The 17,430-nt window shown below is 46.1% G+C and carries 17 protein-coding genes; 9 read left to right on the top strand and 8 right to left on the bottom strand.

Annotation, left to right across the window (positions count from 1 at the left end; translation table 11 throughout):
- Positions 1–3 precede the first annotated feature (3 nt).
- Entirely contained in the window at positions 4–855 is an 852-nt protein-coding gene (locus SPIGRAPES_RS07360; protein ID WP_014270142.1) for an HAD family hydrolase, read from the top strand.
- 15 nt (positions 856–870) lie between these two features.
- Here the strand turns inward: SPIGRAPES_RS07360 and SPIGRAPES_RS07355 are convergent, their stop codons facing one another.
- From SPIGRAPES_RS07355 to SPIGRAPES_RS07340, 4 genes are all read right to left on the bottom strand, one after another.
- The gene (locus tag SPIGRAPES_RS07355) at positions 871–1,776 is read right to left on the bottom strand and encodes a carbohydrate ABC transporter permease (RefSeq protein ID WP_014270141.1); all 906 of its coding nucleotides are present in this window, start codon (positions 1,774–1,776) and stop codon (positions 871–873) included.
- The gene (locus SPIGRAPES_RS07350; RefSeq protein WP_014270140.1) at positions 1,766–2,698 is read right to left on the bottom strand and encodes a carbohydrate ABC transporter permease; all 933 of its coding nucleotides are present in this window, start codon (positions 2,696–2,698) and stop codon (positions 1,766–1,768) included. Before SPIGRAPES_RS07350 ends, SPIGRAPES_RS07355 begins: the two co-directional genes overlap by 11 nt.
- Positions 2,699–2,796: 98 nt before the next feature.
- Positions 2,797–4,128 (bottom strand): extracellular solute-binding protein, encoded by a 1,332-nt coding sequence (locus SPIGRAPES_RS07345; protein WP_014270139.1) that lies wholly within the window; start codon positions 4,126–4,128, stop codon positions 2,797–2,799.
- A gap of 109 nt (positions 4,129–4,237) precedes the next feature.
- A complete protein-coding gene (locus SPIGRAPES_RS07340; RefSeq protein ID WP_014270138.1) occupies positions 4,238–4,879 on the bottom strand; it encodes an SGNH/GDSL hydrolase family protein in 642 nt (213 codons plus the stop codon).
- 96 nt (positions 4,880–4,975) lie between these two features.
- On the opposite strand from SPIGRAPES_RS07340, the gene SPIGRAPES_RS07335 reads away from it, so the two are divergent.
- Positions 4,976–6,238, top strand: coding sequence for a sn-glycerol-1-phosphate dehydrogenase (locus SPIGRAPES_RS07335; protein WP_014270137.1), 1,263 nt, complete (start codon positions 4,976–4,978; stop codon positions 6,236–6,238).
- Between the two features lie 53 nt (positions 6,239–6,291).
- On the top strand, positions 6,292–7,113 hold the full coding sequence (locus SPIGRAPES_RS07330; protein ID WP_014270136.1) for a glycosyl hydrolase 2 galactose-binding domain-containing protein: 822 nt from the start codon (positions 6,292–6,294) through the stop codon (positions 7,111–7,113).
- On the opposite strand, the gene SPIGRAPES_RS16525 is transcribed toward SPIGRAPES_RS07330, so the two are convergent.
- Complete coding sequence (locus SPIGRAPES_RS16525; protein WP_014270135.1) at positions 7,100–8,344, bottom strand: AraC family transcriptional regulator; 1,245 nt, start codon at positions 8,342–8,344, stop codon at positions 7,100–7,102. The genes SPIGRAPES_RS07330 and SPIGRAPES_RS16525 overlap by 14 nt on opposite strands.
- 241 nt (positions 8,345–8,585) lie before the next feature.
- Between SPIGRAPES_RS16525 and SPIGRAPES_RS07320 the strand changes: the two genes are divergently transcribed.
- The 4 genes from SPIGRAPES_RS07320 to SPIGRAPES_RS07305 all read left to right on the top strand — a co-directional run bounded on the left by SPIGRAPES_RS07320 (position 8,586) and on the right by SPIGRAPES_RS07305 (position 12,900).
- Entirely contained in the window at positions 8,586–9,275 is a 690-nt protein-coding gene (locus SPIGRAPES_RS07320) for an MBL fold metallo-hydrolase (protein ID WP_014270134.1), read from the top strand.
- Positions 9,272–9,646 carry a VOC family protein gene (locus SPIGRAPES_RS07315; protein ID WP_014270133.1) on the top strand — a complete coding sequence of 125 codons (375 nt, stop codon included), beginning with the start codon at positions 9,272–9,274 and terminating at the stop codon, positions 9,644–9,646. The genes SPIGRAPES_RS07320 and SPIGRAPES_RS07315 overlap by 4 nt, the downstream gene beginning before the upstream one ends.
- Before the next feature lie 108 nt (positions 9,647–9,754).
- Positions 9,755–11,383, top strand: a complete 1,629-nt coding sequence (locus SPIGRAPES_RS07310) for a SulP family inorganic anion transporter (RefSeq protein WP_041385116.1) — start codon at positions 9,755–9,757, stop codon at positions 11,381–11,383.
- Positions 11,384–11,745: 362 nt separating this feature from the next.
- A complete protein-coding gene (locus SPIGRAPES_RS07305; protein ID WP_014270131.1) occupies positions 11,746–12,900 on the top strand; it encodes an iron-containing alcohol dehydrogenase in 1,155 nt (384 codons plus the stop codon).
- 90 nt (positions 12,901–12,990) lie between these two features.
- Here SPIGRAPES_RS07305 and SPIGRAPES_RS07300 read toward each other — a convergent pair whose 3' ends face one another.
- From SPIGRAPES_RS07300 to SPIGRAPES_RS07290, 3 genes are read right to left on the bottom strand one after another with little or no spacing between them, the layout of a single operon-like run.
- Complete coding sequence (locus SPIGRAPES_RS07300; RefSeq protein ID WP_014270130.1) at positions 12,991–13,854, bottom strand: AraC family transcriptional regulator; 864 nt, start codon at positions 13,852–13,854, stop codon at positions 12,991–12,993.
- A gap of 44 nt (positions 13,855–13,898) precedes the next feature.
- Positions 13,899–14,693 (bottom strand): GNAT family N-acetyltransferase, encoded by a 795-nt coding sequence (locus tag SPIGRAPES_RS07295; protein WP_014270129.1) that lies wholly within the window; start codon positions 14,691–14,693, stop codon positions 13,899–13,901.
- A complete protein-coding gene (locus SPIGRAPES_RS07290; RefSeq protein WP_014270128.1) occupies positions 14,693–15,622 on the bottom strand; it encodes a TIGR02452 family protein in 930 nt (309 codons plus the stop codon). The genes SPIGRAPES_RS07295 and SPIGRAPES_RS07290 overlap by 1 nt, the downstream gene beginning before the upstream one ends.
- A 476-nt stretch (positions 15,623–16,098) precedes the next feature.
- Here SPIGRAPES_RS07290 and SPIGRAPES_RS07285 point away from each other — a divergent pair, with 476 nt between their 5' ends.
- Positions 16,099–17,235 (top strand): sodium ion-translocating decarboxylase subunit beta, encoded by a 1,137-nt coding sequence (locus SPIGRAPES_RS07285; protein ID WP_014270127.1) that lies wholly within the window; start codon positions 16,099–16,101, stop codon positions 17,233–17,235.
- Between the two features lie 11 nt (positions 17,236–17,246).
- Positions 17,247–17,375 (top strand): OadG-related small transporter subunit, encoded by a 129-nt coding sequence (locus SPIGRAPES_RS17435; protein ID WP_014270126.1) that lies wholly within the window; start codon positions 17,247–17,249, stop codon positions 17,373–17,375.
- The last annotated feature ends 55 nt before the right edge of the window (positions 17,376–17,430 follow it).

Raw genomic sequence — 17,430 nt, 5'->3', positions numbered from 1 at the left:
GCTATGGCAAAGAAAACGATGATAGCGATCATGTATGATTTTGACAAAACCCTTACGACTGCGGACATGCAGGAATATTCCTTCATCCCGAATCTTGGTATGACTTCCTCACAGTTCTGGTCCAAGGCCAATGGGTTGGCCAGAAGAGAACAGATGGACAGCATCCTTGCCTATATGAAACTCATGCTCGATGAGTCTAGGAAAAAGGATAAGCCGATAAGAAGGGATGATTTTGTCTCTTTGGGGACTGGCCTTGAGTTTTATCCCGGGGTCCAGAAGTGGTTCGATGCAATAGACAAAAAGGGTAAGGACCTGGGCATACAGGTCGAGCACTATATCATTTCCTCAGGATTGCATGAAGTTATCGAAGGCTCCGCAATCGGAGCGAAGTTCAAGCAAATCTATGCCAGTGAGTATCTTTACGACATCAACGGCGTAGCAACCTGGCCGAAACTTGCTGTCAATTACACGGCAAAGACCCAGTTTCTGTTCAGGATTAACAAAGGGATCCTGGATGTATCAGAGGATCGGAAACTGAATGACTATACCCCGGAAGGCAACAGGGCCATCCCGTTTCGAAACATGATCTATATCGGTGATGGTCTTACTGACGTTCCGTGCATGAAACTGGTGAAGAATAACGGTGGAAAAAGTATCGCTGTCCACAAGAAAGGCGATCTTGCACTCTGTCTCCAGCTCATGAATGCCGACCGTATCGATTTCTATGAGGAAGCAGACTACACCGAAGGGAAAAACCTGTTTTCCCTGGTTTCCCTCATCCTGGAAAAGATGAAAGCAGAGGATGAGCTTGAATCTTTGCACAAAGGTATGGCTGAACGGGCGGAGAAAGAGTAAAGAGAATCAGTTTTTCTACTTGTCAGAGGAAAGTGCATATCCGTTCATAAATGCTTTATACAGCAAGGCAAAAACCAGTAGAGGGGGTATCATCGCGATAACGACAGAGGTCATGACCTGTCCCCACTGAACTGATTCCCCGGTCGAGATAATCATGTTGAGTCCTACCTGTACGACTTGGTTTGCTGTTCTTCTCAAGATAACCCTCGGCCAGATATATTGGTCCCAGACATAGACAAACTGTATCAAGGCCAAAGCCCCGATAGTGTTCAAACTCATGGGAATAAGAATATGCATGAGAAACTGCAAGGACGAAGCTCCGTCTATGCGTGCAGAATCGGCAAGGGCCCGGGGGATTGACAGGAAATGTTGCCTAAAGAGAAATACTCCCGTTGCCGATGCTAGAAACGGTGTTATGACACCCAACAGGTTGTCTCCCCATCCAAATCCATATCTGGTAGGGGCAAAAAAGAATTCAACTGGAGAGAACATCCATTGCATCAAGGCTACAAGGTCAGGGGCTCGCTGGTTGCTGACTAGATCAAACAATCCCAGGATCAAGACCTCAGTAGGTAACATGAGGGTAAGCAGGATAAACCCAAAAACAATTTTTTTTCCTTTGAACCTATAAAAGACCAAGGCAAGTGCTGCAAACAAAGACAAAATAATCTTGCCTCCGGCAACCCACAACGATATGAAAAATGAGTTGCGCATATACCGACCCAAATGGTAATCGGTCCAGACAACTTTCAAATTGTCCAGGAAAGCAGTTCCTAAAACCATAGAGGCTGTCGGGACTATGTTGCTATCCTGGGTCGATTTCACTATGGCAAACACCACTGGAAAACAAATTACAATGCAAGACAGAACCAACACTGCATGTACCCAGATCTGGTTTTTTATTCTCTTTCTAGCCTTCATAATGCACTCTCTTTGCGAAGAATTTGAATTGGAGACTGACTGCAAGCACCACCAAGGACATAAGTATCGAGGCTTCCGCTGCTGCAAAGCCCATGTTGCTGCTCCCTCCAAACCCATCCAAAAACATCTTGTACATGAGTGTGGTTGTCACTCCTTCATGACTGAAAAAAGATCCATTTCCAACAGGTCCTCCCTTGGTAAGCAGGTCTATGATGCCAAAAGAATCGAAGAAGCTATAGGTAATGTTGGTAAACAGCAAAAAGAATGTCGTGGGGCTGAGTAAAGGCAACAGGATATATCTAAATTTCTGAAATCCGGTGGCTCCGTCGATGTCCCCCGCTTCCAAGGGTGTTTTCGGGATACTCTGTAATGCTGCGATATAAAAAACTATGTTATACCCAAGATTCTTCCAGACAGCCGCGCAGACAGTCAGGCAAAAGGCAGTAATTGGAGAATCCAGCCAACGGGGTTTTATTCCAAAAAGAAAGGAAAGGAGTGAGTTTACGATTCCAATCTCGGGATTGAACATGAAGAGGTAGATGGTTGCCGCAATTGCCGGAGACAAGGCAAATGGCCAAATGAGTAACATCCTATATAGTTTTGCCCCTTTGATATCCTTGTTTGCCTGGAGTGCGATGAATAGGGAAAGTGAAAGCCCCAGTCCTACGACCAGGCTGCTGAAAATCAAGGTCTGGACCATTACCTGGAGAAAACCAGGTGTAAGCGGACCTGAAAACAGGTTGTGGAAATTTTCCAACCCGATAAATTTGCGTGTGCCCAAAAAGAGATTGCTTCTGAATAGACTCAGGATAATAGACTTCCAGGCGGGATAGAAGATGAAGACGAGGAGGATAGCGAGAGTAGGAGATAGGTAGAGCCAAGGAATTATTCGTGAATGAAATGCTTCGTTTTGGTCGTTCATTGCATGCTCCTGAAGAGAGACGAGGTCCGGTATGGGTTACCGGAACCTCGCAAAAAAAGTGAGTATGAAAGAAGTAAGTGATGGAAGGGGGAGGTGGTTTAGAAGTTTGCGTTATATTCCTTGAGTTTCGCATCTGCAAGTACTTTTGCTTCTGATAGGGCCCCTGTGACCTCAGATCCTTGCAAAATTTTCTGCATTGCCTGTTCCATGATTGTTCTATTGTCTAACAGAATGCCAGCGAGGGCTCCTGCTGTGGCACTGTTTGGAATCGTAGTGAGGAGCTGGTTGAAGGCGACAACTTGCTTTGCATTACTGTCGAACCACCCTTCGGAATTAAGCATCTCAACCGAAGAATTCCTGACAGGATAGTATCCGGTAAGTTTATGCCAGCTGACCATGTTCTCGGTGTTTGTCATATACAGGGTAAAGTCTCGCGCCCCTTCAAGTTCCTCTGGTGTATGATTCTTTGTTACCCACACACTTCCTCCCCCGATTACTGTCCCGTTTCTGTTTGAACCGGCAGGGATGGGGAGTTTGCCGACTGTCATATTGAAAGTACCTTTCACTGCGTTGGCTATATTGCCGAGGTCTGCGGTAGAGGTGATGTGGAAAATGGATCTGTTTCCTACAAAAATGGCATCGCTACCATCCCAATCCTCAAATTTTCCAGTGTATGAATAAAGCTTCTCTTTCCCAAGGGTTGAGAGGAAATTACCGATAACTATTGCGGCAGGGCTGGTTAGGTTGACTTCAGTTGCCCTCCCTGAACGACCATTGTCGTTGTTTACCAAGGGAGCTCCCTGTTCAGCCATCCATTGTTCGAAATACCAGCCGTGGAGGGCGAACGTAATGTTTGCACCTTCAACGTTTCTTGCACGGGCTGTTTTTATAACTTTGATCATGTCTTCGAATGTTTCGGGGACATAGTCAGCGCTATATCCTGCGGCAACCAGTTTATCGCTATTTATATAGAGAACAGGGGAAGAACTGTTGAAGGGGATTGAGTTTACTTTTCCCCCGATGGTGTAGTAATTAAGTACCGGGGAAATGTAATCGCTGGTATCGAAGGTACCTATTTCGCTGACCGGCATGAAGATGCCTGAGTCATAGGCAAGCTGGCTTCCAACTTCAAAGATATGTACAAGATTTGGTGCCTTGCCCTGTTTGTCGGCAAGAATAGCGGCCTGAAGGGTGTCACGATAGCTTCCTTTTGCTTCTTGTACCACTTTGTATTTAGTCTGTGAAGCATTGAATTCATCTACTCTCTGCTGAATCCATCCCTGGCGTTTTGCATCGCCGAGTGCATGCCAGAATGTAATTTCGATAGGATCGTTGGCAACAGGCGCGATTTTGCTTTCTACAGAACCATTGGAAAAAGCCATGGAAACTGCCAGAAGCAAACACATGAATACAAGTGTAATTTTTTTCATAATCATCCTTCTTGAGACAAGTATTGTTGTCTGAAAAATGAACTTGTAGTATGTGTTTTTTGCTATAGGACTATGAAAAATCTATTAAAGTGAAAAAATGGAAACATATTTAGTAGCACTCAAGACTTTTTTTGATCAATCGGCAGAGGAGTCTCATGCCTTCTTTTGTCGGGTGCAACTGGTCTTGCAGAAGCCCATCCCCTTGTTGAATCGGATAGGAGGCCAGATCGATGAGATGGGCTTTTTCATGCCTTTTTAAACAGGTACGTATCGTCTCTGCAAGTTCTTTTTGATTCCATCCTTGGCTGTTAGGTTCGTCGATCGCTCTATCTGTGCGCTGCAACGGGGTGCAGAAAAAGAGTTCGCTCTGCTGATGGTTTGCAAGCATTGTAGCAACCAGTTCCTCATAGGCAGCGGAAAAAACAGCAAGCGAGGCTGGATTCTCCTGTCCATAGTCATTAGTGCCCCCGAAAATGATGATTGTCTCTGATTCGAGGTTTGCCTGTCGTTTGTCAGAGAGAAAGGAAGTCCAGACAGGCCTTGCCCCTGTTTTGCTTACCCTGCTGCCTGAATAGGATTCATTTGCAACCAAATGAAGGGAAGTCTCCTTTTCAAGGAGTCTCCACCAGGTTTGATCCACCTCGGTCACGTCATAGCCGATCCGTGGGTAAAATGCTTCGTTTTGTGAAGGGATAAAACCTGCAAAAGTGCTGATTGAATCTCCCAAAATTGAAAATGTGCTGAATTTCATTGCTCGATTGTATTCCATGCAATTGGATCATGCAAGACAGCAGTAGGGGTTCCCCTGATTCTGAAATATGATAAGCTTACATTTGGAGGAAACGTCATGGATACCAAAATTTCCCTAGTCGAAAAAGGTTGCATAAACCGTATAGGGGAACTTTTTACCGAAGCCTTCAACCATAGTTCTGCCTTGCTTGTTTCTGATGAGAATACCCTCTCTGTGGGAGGGTTTGCTGTTGTGAAGAGCCTGGAACAACACAAAATCCCCGTACGCCAGTGTTGTTTTCCTGCCGAACCCATGGTGTATGCGGACGAATTCTCCCTTGCAAAACTCAGGGAATCGCTTCGCAAGGATCGTAGTATTATCGTTGTCCTTGGCTCAGGGACCTTGAATGATATCGCAAAACGTATCAGTTTTGAGTTTGGAAGGCCTTATATGGTGGTCGCCACCGCACCGTCAGTCGATGGGTATACCTCCTATGGTGCTGCCGTCTCACTCAATGGTTTCAAACAGACCCTGCCTTGCAGTGCCCCCTATGCGGTCATTGCCGATACCGATATCCTCTGTTCTTCCCCGATGCCCATGATAGCCTCCGGTTTTGGTGACTGTATGGCAAAATTTACCGCTGGGGCAGATTGGATCGTTGCCGACCTTCTGGGAATTCAACCTATCAGGAAGGATGTCTGGGATATGGTACAGAATCCACTGCACCATGTGTACGCTCGTTGCCAAGCCATAGGTTCAAGGGATCCCGTTTCTATCGGGATGTTGTTTGACGCTCTTTCTGCCAGCGGTTTTGCCATGCAGATCATGCATGATTCCCGTCCTGCAAGCGGGAGCGAACATCTTATCAGCCATGTATGGGAAATGGAACACTTGCAGGCGAGCCATGGGTTCAAGGTTGCCATCGGAACTGTTGCGATCAGCTATCTCTATGAGAAACTCCAGACCCTTGATTTTTCCAACATCTTGGAAAACAAGGCCGAGACCTGGGAGGAGAGAGAGTCAAGCATTCGCAGGGTGTTCCCGTCCGATAAAATATATGAACAGGTATTACCCATAGCGAAAGCCAAATTCCTTGAGGGTAAAGCCCTTGAGGAACGTAGAAAGGCTATTTTACACGTTTTAATGGCAATAAGGAGAAAATGTGCCGAACAGTTGCCCGGGTATAGAAACCTATCGCAGGCAATGCAAACAGTCAGTTGTCCGACTAAGGCTTTGGAAATCAATGCAACACGACAAGACCTTGTCCGTGCCATCAAAGGTGCGCAGATGATTCGGGACCGGTACACAATACTCGATTTATTGTATGAAGCTGGTCTACTAGATGAAGCTTTATCCACACTTGAAGGGCTGGCTGTATAGCCTATAGTCAAATCCAGTGCTAGACTATCCGTTGGAACAAAAGGAAACCTATAATGGAACAACACATTACTGACACTTCTCTCGATAGCTTTCTCGCATTTGGTTATTCCACGGAATTCGAAAAACACCGGGTTTCGTCCGATTTGCTTTTGCCTCTTGACGGAAGGGAGGCTGAGTCTTTGTCTGAAGACTGGTTTTTTACCCTCAAGGAGGGGAACCAATGGAAAGAAAATAAAGCAAAGAGGAAATCCCTGCCTGCTTTTTCTCCTGATTTCTTTGCAGATTGGGAACAGACCGCTTCAATGGACAGCGTCTGTGCAGAGGGTAATATGCTCTATGCAAGGCAATTTTTGTACTCCCGGCAAGATCCAAATGAGAAAGTGTTTCTCAGGTTTGGTGGATTGGACAGCAAAGCTGTAATATTTCTCAATGCTGAATGCATCGCCTTCCATGAAGAAGAGTCAAAATCCTTCAGCATCGACATCACCTCTGTCGTTAAACAGGAAAACACCCTTTTGGTAGCAAAGGATGCTTCCAAAGGTCCCCTGGACAAGCCGAAACACCTTAACACGGTTTCCTTGGTACGGACCATTCCTGTCACCATTGAAAATTGGTCGCTGAATCTTGCCCCGCGTTATGACTTTTTTGCCTTGTCCTTGGATATTGCACTTTCTGCCTGCTGTGCGAAAACGATGCGTCTGGAAATCCCGGAACTTGGAATTGCGGAAGAATTGCATTTAAGCAATGGCCGCGTGCATGCAATCATCAAAGCTGAGCCGGTAATCTGGACAGTAGAGAATCCTAAACTCTATGAAGTTAGGTTATTATGGGATGACCAGCGCCTAGTGGAGGCAATTGGATTCAAGAAAGGGTAGACTTGTCCGCTAATATCCCCATCCTGTAGGAGCGGGGAGCAATTCCATTGGTTTTCTTAAAGAGCCTGGTGAAATAATTGACATCCTCAAAGCCGGTTTCCCTTGCAATTATATTGATCGGGAAGTCGGTTGTTTTCAGTAAAACCATCGAATAGGCTATCCTTTTGTCATTGATATATTCAGTGAGGGTTTTTGCTGTTTTCTTCTTGAAAAGCATGGAAAGATAACTTGGGTTGATCGAGAACGCCTCGGAAAGAGTTCTCAGTGAAAGGTTTTCAGTATAATTGAAATCGATATAGTTTATTACCTCTTTGAGATAGGCCGGATATCCCCGTAAAGAATGCTCTCGTATAAGATGGCAATAGGTTTCGATCATATTGACCAGGAGGTCATCAAGTATGGGTTTTGATTCGGCAGTTTCAATTTCCCGAACGAAAGAAGATGAGACAGGTGCGGTGAATCCTGGATGTACCTGCGCCTGTACCGTAGTCCTGTGCAGGAGGGCATTGCAGTATAAAGCCTTGTTCTTTTCCCTTCTCAACGGATCGGCAATGGTGTTGCCGAACGGGTAGGTGCAAAGCTGTAGGTGCAATGCAAGGGCCTGTTTTGTATCTGCTCTTTCAACAGCCTCAAAGAATGCATTCTCGATTTCTTGAAACTGTTCAAGGAATTTCATGCTAGGCAGCGCTTTTTCCTTGGTTTTGTCGTTATTAGGCAGCAGAAAAGGGTGTTTGATTTGTTCTTTTTCGAGAATATTCTGGCAGTTTCCTTTTCCGAAGAGAAAGGAGACGATTACCTCAATATATGAATAATAGACCTTTGGGTACTCCATCACCTTTGTGTTGTAGAAATATTCTTTCAAGTCATTTTGGAATATGACAGGAACCTTTAAATCTGCCAGAATCAGCTCTAGTTCCTCGGATGATAGGTGATGATCTAAAAAGGGGCCTATGACCAGATAGGAAAACCCTTCTTGCTCCAATATGGTCTCAGGCAATCTGATCACCGTATAGTTGGTCTCAAATCTATCCTTGAAAAGGAATACTGCATTTTCCTGGCATTTCTGTTTCAGCAGGGCTATGATGGTTTCATATTCTTCAGATCTATACACGTTAGCTCGAAACCCTCTGTCGAATTGCCGTATATTGGCATAGGGTTTTTCCAGCAAGGTATAGTGGATAGATTCTTTTTCAAATGTACTCATAACGAAAGAAAGAAAATCAATTTTCATTTCACTCTTCTCTTGTATGGTCAGATTCTTTAAAAATATAGCTAAAAGTTTATAAAGTCTAGGTTTTAAAAGAGAGAATTGGCATTAAAGAGAAAGAAAGAAAAAAAAATGTGGTGGATTTTTACATTCTCTCCCCCCTTTGCAAGCTGTACTGTTGGAAACTGTCCTATCCAAGGTGCCTTGCAACCAGATGCTGTTATGTTCCTTGACATGGAGCCTTCTTTGTTCCAATCTTCATTCTATGAAGATTACCTATATCCATCACAGTTCTTTTCTTCTGGAAACCGACACGGCCTACTTGCTTTTTGACTATTTTGAGGGTGAACTTCCCCCGATAGGTAAAGACAAACCCCTTTTCGTGTTTGCTTCCCATCGGCATGCAGACCATTTCTCTGCAGTTGTTTTTACCCTTTTTGCAGACCATCCCAAAGTTTCCTACCTGCTTTCCTCTGACATTTCCGCAAAGAAAGTGCCAGAATCTGTCCTTGGGAAAACCCATTTCCTAAACATGCATGAAGTGTATACGATAGGGGACCTAACGATTGAAACGCTTCGTTCCACCGATGAAGGGGTTGCTTTTCTGGTGAAACTCGAGGGAAAGCATATCTACCATGCAGGTGATTTGAACCATTGGTTCTGGAAGGGCGAAGACAAGGGATGGAACAATCAGATGGCTCTTGCCTATCGCTCTGAGATTGCAAGGTTGCCCTCTGCTCTCGACATTGCCTTTGTCCCTGTTGATCCCAGGCTGGAAGAGTCTTTTGACCTAGGGGCAAAGGAGTTGCTCGAAAACAGGAGAATAGGGTATTTGTTTCCTATGCATTTCTGGAATGATTTTTCGGTTTGCCGAAAACTGCAAACATCGATCGACGCGTTATCCTGCACGGTGATGCAGGTTGAGCATACAGGACAAAGCTGGAGGCTTGTATGAAATTTCATTTTGCACACAATAACTTCAATGTGATAAATCTGGAGAAATCCCTGGCATTTTATAAGGAAGCTCTCGGTCTCGTTGAAGTCAAGCGAAAGGTTGCCCCCGATGGGTCCTTTGTGTTGGTTTTTCTTTCCGATGGTTCTTCCGTACACCAGTTGGAACTTACTTGGTTGAGAGATTGGGGGAAGGCTTCCTATAACCTGGGGGATAATGAGATCCATCTTGCCTTTACCGTCTCTGCTATGGAGGAAGCCCATGCATTGCATAAGAAAATGGGTTGTATCTGTTATGAGAATGAAAAAATGGGGATCTATTTCATCAGTGACCCTGATGGTTACTGGTTGGAAATCATTCCTGCACGAGATTGATTGTTACCTTGGTAATATGAGAAATATAAGCCTTCCCCGCTTGTAAAGGGGAAGGTGAAATGGGTATTCTCTTTGCGGTATTTCACCGGAAAGGATGGTTTTTTCAGTATGGGTAAAAAAGGCAGTTTTGCTAAGGCCCCGTTTCTTCTTGATCTTAGAAGAGAGTTCTCTCATTACAATGCATCAAAATTTTCGAAGGATGTTCTCTCAGGTTTGACAGTGGCTGCGGTTGCACTTCCCCTTGCCTTGGCTTTCGGGGTGAGTTCGGGACTGGATGCAGCATCAGGCCTTATAACCGCAATTATTGCAGGTCTGCTTATCGGGTCGCTTTCTGGAGCCTCCTTTCAGATATCGGGGCCTACCGGGGCAATGGCCGCTATCCTTGCTGGCTTGGCTGCACGCCATGGGGCCGAAGGGGTCCTTATTGCCGGTATGGTAAGTGGTGTCATCCTTTTATTCGCAGCCTTTCTTCGTGTCGGGGCTTTGGTTTCCTACATCCCTTCCCCGGTAATTACCGGGTTTACCAGCGGCATTGCCGTTATCATAGCCTTGGGTCAGCTCGACAATTTCTTTGGGACAACCTCGCAAGGTGAGAATGCCATTTTAAAACTGCTATCCTATGGCTCTTTGGGTTTTCATCCTCAGGCAGCTACCCTTGGGTATGGCTTGCTGGTCGTTGGGATAATGATTGTATGGCCCAAAAAATGGAATGCAAGGTTTCCTTCCTCTTTGCTCGGCATTATATTGGCTCTGATCCTCCAGATGGTTTTCGACCTGTCTGTTACCGAGGTCGGGGCAATACCGAGAACGCTGCTCTCGGAAAACCGGTTGCGTCTCGATTCGATTTCCTTGGAGAAAATCCTGGGATATGCCTCCCCGGCCCTTGGTATTGCCACCCTCGGTATGGTAGAGAGCCTGCTGTGCGGGGCTTCGGCTGGGAAGATGAAAGGGGAGAAGCTCAACGCAACTCGTGAACTGTTTGCCCAAGGGTTGGGCAACTTTATCATTCCGTTCTTTGGGGGAGTTCCTGCCACCGCTGCCATTGCTCGTACCAGCGTAGCCATAAAAAGCGGACAACAGACCAGGCTGACAGGTATTTTCCATTCCCTGGGCCTTTTGGCCTCCATGTTTCTGCTTGGACCATTCATGGGGAGGATTCCTCTCTCTGCCTTGGCAGGGGTACTTATGGTAACTGCCTGGAGGATGAATGAGTGGCATGCGATCAAAAAGATTTTCCGCCGAAAGATAAAGACCTCCATGGCCCAATACCTGGTCACGCTGGTGGCCACGGTTATCTTTGATTTAACTACCGCCATTCTGATTGGCATTGTATTTTCCATGGTCATGTTTGTAATCAAGAGCCATAAGATTTCCATAGAGGTGGATGATGTCACTTCAGATTTCCCCCCGAAGGTCGCAAATACCAAGGTTGTCTATATCGATGGATCCCTGTTCTTTGGTTCCCAGGATATGATAACCAAGGAAGTCGAGGAGCTGGTGAAAGGCGATACTTTCAGGATTATATTTTCGCTTCGAGGTGTGCCAAGCATAGACCATAGCTCTGTCGATGAATTTATCACCATTGTGGAAACCTGTAAGAAAAACCATATAGATGTGTTGTTCTGCGGTGTGCAAGGGGGTGTTATGAGTATGTTCCGCCGCCTTGAGTTTACCAATATGCTTGGGGAAGGGGCTTTCTTCTCCAGTGTGGTTACCGCCTTGGAATCAATTTCCTGAGAAAATGTGAAAACAATATAATTAAGAACGGACCCTTTTGTTTTACCGCAAGAGGGTCTGTTTTATTGTACCCAAAATGTGAATTGTGATTTCTTTTTTTGTTTGGGTGATGGTTAATTTGTTAGGTGTTTTGATTGAGTATAATAAAACACGAAAATAATATTAAAAGAAAGAAAAGAACATTAAATAGTATAATGAATGTATAAAATGAAATAATAAGCATAAAAACCTAAATAAAAAAACCTAAATTTTAGATAATATTCAAAAATATAAAAAATATACATATTTTTGAATCAAAGGTATTAACACGCTATTTATTTATCGATATACTTTGATCAAGAATTAACGAAGGAGATACAACAATGGGTGTAATGAGTTTTTCAATTCCTAGGACGATATATTACGGTGAAGGTTCTTTGCAGAAGCTTGCAGAGCTGAAGGGGACCAGGGCTGCTATCGTAACCGGTGGTAACTCTATGAAGAAATTCGGTTTTCTTGACCAGGCGGAAGCTCTTCTGAAGAAAGCTGGGATTTCCAGCATTTTAATCGATGGTGTTGAGCCCAACCCTTCTGTCAGTACTGTAATGCGCGGGGCAAAGGCGATGAGTGAATTCAATCCCGATTGGATCGTGGCTATAGGTGGCGGTTCCGCCCTCGATGCAGCCAAGGTCATGTGGTGTTTCTATGAGCATCCCGAGATTACCTTTGAGTCAATCATTGAACCGGGGTCCATGCCTTCTTTGCGCAACAAGGCTAAGTTCATTGCAATTCCCTCAACCAGCGGAACTGCTTCTGAGATTACTGCTTTCTCTGTCATAACCGACCCTGAGGCCCATATCAAATATCCCATTGTTGCAGCTGACATGGTCCCAGATATTGCTATCCTCGACCCCAGTCTCCCGATGACGATGCCTGCCCATATTACCGCAAATACCGGTATGGATGTCATGTGCCACGCAACCGAAGCTTTGGCTTCCATTGCAGCCACTTCTTTCACCGACCCCTATGCCATCCAGGCTATCCGCTTGGTACTGGACAACCTTCCGACCGCTTACAAGGAACCAAAGAACCTTGTAGCAAGGGAAAACATGCATGAGGCATCAGCCTTGGCCGGCATGGCATTCACCAACGCTTCCCTTGGGCTGGTCCACTCGATGGCACATAAAATCGGTGGTGAGTTCGGCGTAACCCACGGTTTGGCAAATGCTATTCTTCTTCCATATGTAATTGCATATAACAGGAAGAGCTCTGATAAGTATGCCTATGGTGAGAAGATCCTTGGGATCGATAACCTTTCGGATGAGATCCAGAAGTTGAACAAAGAGATGGGGATTCCTTCCTGTTTCAAGGATTGTACGGAAGTCGACTTCTCTGAGAAGAAATTCCTGGAAGTCCTGGACCGCATGAGCAAGAATGCTTTTGCCGATCCTTGCACCCTCACCAATCCTGGCAAGCCTTGTGCAGATGACGTGAAGATGCTTTTCGACGCAGCCTACTATGGCAAAGAAGTGAAATAACCTACTGTCCAAATCGTATATAAAACAAGAAAGGGGGTGTTTGCAGCAATTGCAAGCATCCTCTTTTTTGATTTGTACTTCCTTGTTTTCTCAGTTGAGCTTGTTTGTCCAGATACGTTGGTATTGTTTCGGGCTCATGCCCATTACCTTGCGGAATTGCCTCGAAAAATAATTGGCATCGGAAAATCCTGTAGCCTGGGCAATCTCTGACATCGAAAGATTCCCTTCCTGGATGAGTGAGCAGGCATAGGCTATACGCTTATGGGTGTGGAACTCTATGGGGGATAGGGCAGTGCAATGCTGGAAATAGCGGTTTAGGGTGCTGGTGCTCATGTTTGCGACTTGGGTGAGCTCTTTTGTGGTGAGAGGGCGGTTCCTGTTTCTTTCCATGAAATCGATAACCCCTGAAAGACGCCGAACCACTTGGTTGTTATCCCTTGGGATCTCATCGTAAATCCTTGAGAGTGAGACGAGCAGTATAAGCAGACACGAATAGGCCATGGTTTTTGAACCGGTCCCTATGAGCTGGTCATCGGCTTCTGTCTTCATCAATTGGAGCGTGGGTATTAGCTCGGCTTGCTGTGAGGGGTTGACTTGCAGGTAGGGAATGCTACCGATCTTGCAGAACAGGGACTGGAAACCGGGAAGCTCGGAAAGATCGAGAAAATTCTTTGCAAAGAGGTTTTTGCCAATCAGAACATTGTAGAGTACTAGGTTCTCTGTGTTCCTGTATCCATGTTCTATGCCGGGAGAGATGAAAAATACCGTACCTTCCCTGATGGGCTGTTCCTCGCTCTGGGTGAAATTGATCCCATTGCCTCCTATCACGAAAACAAGTTCATAGAATTCATGGCTATGGAGCCTATAGGGAATTTCTGGGTCGCGTTTTACTACCCTGAGCTGGAGGTCAGGCTCAAAAAAGAACGTGTTTCCGGTTAAAATGGTATTTGCCATGGGAAAATCGTCCTTGATTGTATCGATTTTGTCAAGGAATCAAATTAGAATTTGAGCATTCCCCATCTTCCTATTTCCTTGAAACCGATTTTCCGATAGATTTCACCGGCTTTCGGGTTGTCATAGAACAGACAGAGAAAAGAGAGTCCCGAGTCGAAGCTTTCGCTGCAGAGTGCGTCTACGACTTGCGTGGCATACCCTTTCTGTCGATATCCCTCGCGGGTTGCAACCCCGACTATCATGGCTCCCGATTTTGTTTTGGCAGTAGCGTACCCTGCCGAAACCAGCAAAGGGCCTTCAAACAGGCCGAATGCCAGGCTTGCAAGACCAAGGCTTTCCTTGAGTTCCTGGATTTTCTCGGCCTCATGTTCGATATAGGGTTTGGAGAATTCCTTGATAGTCTTGTACAGGGCTGCCAAAGACTCTGCGTCGTTGCTGTCCAATTTGCGGATTTCCCTGTTACCGTAAACGGTTTCCCTCTTTGTTCCACTTTCGCATCTGCACAGATAGGTGCCTTGGATCTTGAGGCTTGGGTAATAGGGCGAAATCATTTTCAGCAAGGATTCCTTGCCGCTGATAACCTGGACCTTTTTGTCTTTGAGGAAGGCTGCAACATCCGCTGCCTTATAGTCTTCGTTACTGCTGTAGATGACATAGTTCTGGAAATACCTAAGCAGGATACAATCCCAGGGCTCTGAAAAAGCAAACAATTCCACAATGGGGCCCTCTAGGCCATATTGTTCGATATCGCCTTCCAGAAACAGGTTCATCTCTCTTTCTTTTTTGATATACTCAAGGACCAAAGGTATATCACAGTTTAGTATCTTTCTCACTTCCATCAAATTACTCCACGTTTGAATTCATTGGCAAAGGGCTCGAAATTTCCCTGGGGGTTATACCATTTATGGGTATTGTGGTCATTCTTGATAGCGAAAACAATCTCTTTGAATGCCTGCACGTACGGTTTTTCACGTAGGACTTCATGGAAAAGAGACGCCATATGCCCCGGGGGGTTGCAGAAAGCCCCGCAACCCAAAGCGGATAATACCAAAACCGTATGGCCGTTTGTCATTGCCACTGAGAATAGGGTCCGGAGTTTCGTTTTTGTCAGGGTTTCCTCGGCCTCATCGAGAAGCCACCGCTCATGCGTGCCCATGATAAGCTTTGGCTGTTTGATGGCTGCCACGGCTACAAAACTTACTTTGAAAGGGACATCCAGCAGGGGGTACCCATCTTCCTCTTTCCCCCGGAAGACTGTAGCCCCCGGTGAATAGATTGCCCCGAAGCGGCTGTCCAACGGGTAGGTTTTCTTGGATCTCGGCAAGTTGTATTTCTTTGCATAGGAGTCGTGGAACTGGTACAGCGAAAGGAAATAGTTGGAGGACCGGAATAAGGTTTCCTCCTGTGCCCCCGAACCATATTCGACCCCGCCTCCAGGTTGGGATTCGTTTGCCATGTTCAAGACCAAGGGATTGTCACCGATCGAGTGCGCCACTGCAAGGCAATCCTCGTTCACGACAGAAACCTTGGTTTTGTAAGCGGGCAGAGGGGAAGGGGTAAGCTCCTTGTTGTAAAGGATGCTGTTTTTAATCAGGTTCCCGTCGAGGGGAAGTGCTATGGTTTTACCATGTTCACAGAGAAAATGTTCAGAGAGAACACAGGAAACAGTATCTTTGAAGACTGATTTTCTCAATTCGTGGAGTAGTTCCCGGTCACTGGATTCGGAAGCTAAGGCTAGGCGTTTTTTAAAAGTAATTGCATCCCACATACGTTTCTCCTGGTTACTATAATACTTCCCTTAGTCTTTCGGTACAAGATTTAAAATGCCCGTAGCGCAATAGGAAAGTGAGATTGTCTTGAAAATGGCGAAGTGAATTTGAAAAGAATGGGGGAAAGGAATTGTTCCTCTGATCATTGGCTGATGAGCCATGAAATGTACTGTAAGGTCTGTAGGAAATCCGATTAAAAAGGGACTGGATCTGTTTTCTGTACCAAGAAACCGGTAATGGTTTGATTATGCAGTGAATCGAACACCCGATGCAAGGGGTGGAGTCCAGAGCAGGAAGTATGACAGGTTGGCAAAGCTTGCTTATGTACAAAAGTATGGGACCTCTGCGCTTTTGGTGCAGTCGGCAGTTTGACTGATTATCCCGGGCGCAATATGATAGGCCCTGTCGGGGGAGCTTCCATATCACAGGTATGAAGTCAACTTCTTCCCCAATCACGATTTTTGGGAGGCTCTTTATGGGTTTCTTGTTTAACGGCATCCTCAATACGACCTGGCAGCAACTGGTAATGTTTCTGGTCGGAGGTATCCTGATCTACCTGGCAATCTCCAAAAAGTTGGAACCGGCCCTGCTTCTGCCGATGGGTTTCGGGTCGATCCTTGTCAACCTTCCGTTTAGCGGCGCCATTACCCAGCATATGGTGGGTATCGGGCAGGTGACCGGAATTCTCGACTGGCTGTTCAGTACGGGTATCAATGCGGCAGAGGCTATGCCGCTGTTGCTCTTCATCGGTATCGGGGCGATGATCGATTTTGGACCACTGCTCTCGAATCCCCGGCTGATTCTATTCGGGGCAGCCGCCCAGTGGGGTATTTTCGCCACTATCAGCTGTGCGACCCTGCTCGGATTCAATCTTGCAGATGCTGCTTCCATCGGAATCATCGGGGCAGCCGATGGGCCTACCTCAATTCTGGTCTCGCAGGTTCTGGGTAGCAGGTACATCGGCCCTATTGCGATTGCTGCCTATTCCTACATGGCCTTGGTTCCTATCATCCAGCCTTTTGCCATTAAACTGGTAACAACCAAGAAAGAAAGGGCGATCAGGATGCATTATAATCCTCGGTCAATTACCAAGACTTCCAAGATTCTGTTTCCGATAATCGTTACAGTGGTCTCAGGGTATGTTGCCCCGGCCTCGGTTTCGTTGGTCGGTATGCTTATGTTCGGCAATTTGATCAGGGAGTGCATGGTCCTCGATTCCCTCTCGAATACCGCGCAGACTGTTTTAGTCAACCTGGTTACTTTGCTGCTTGGCCTTACCATTGCATCTACCATGAAAGCAGAGCTGTTTGTCACTGTCCAGACGTTGATGATCATGGCCCTTGGCCTGCTTGCCTTTGTGTTCGACACCATAGCAGGGGTTTTGTTCGCAAAGGTTCTCAATCTGTTCAGCAAGAATAAGATAAATCCCATGATAGGGGCTGCGGGAATCTCCGCCTTTCCCATGTCAGCCAGGGTGATCCAGAGGATGGGCCTTGAAGCCGACCCGCAGAATCATCTGCTGATGCATGCAGTCGGGGCCAATGTGGCCGGCCAGATAGGGTCGGTGGTAGCTGGCGGCGTAATACTGGGCTTGATCCCAGGTTTGCTCTAGGAGGCAAAACTATGATTACAGCATTCACCCAGTCACTCAAGCTCATGGGACAAGGTATGGCAGGTATTTTTGCCGTTATTTTGATCATCTATCTGGTAATCCTCTTTCTTGGCCGTCCGCCAAAAAACAGGGAGAAATAGAAAACAGTATAAAACTTTCCTGTACCCAGGGGCCTGGCTGTATCGAGCTGGCCCC

It is taken from the genome of Sphaerochaeta pleomorpha str. Grapes, from assembly GCF_000236685.1.
Taxonomy (GTDB): domain Bacteria; phylum Spirochaetota; class Spirochaetia; order Sphaerochaetales; family Sphaerochaetaceae; genus Sphaerochaeta; species Sphaerochaeta pleomorpha.
The sequence above is the reverse complement of the archived record's forward strand: the minus strand, read 5'-3'. Positions and strand labels throughout refer to the sequence as shown.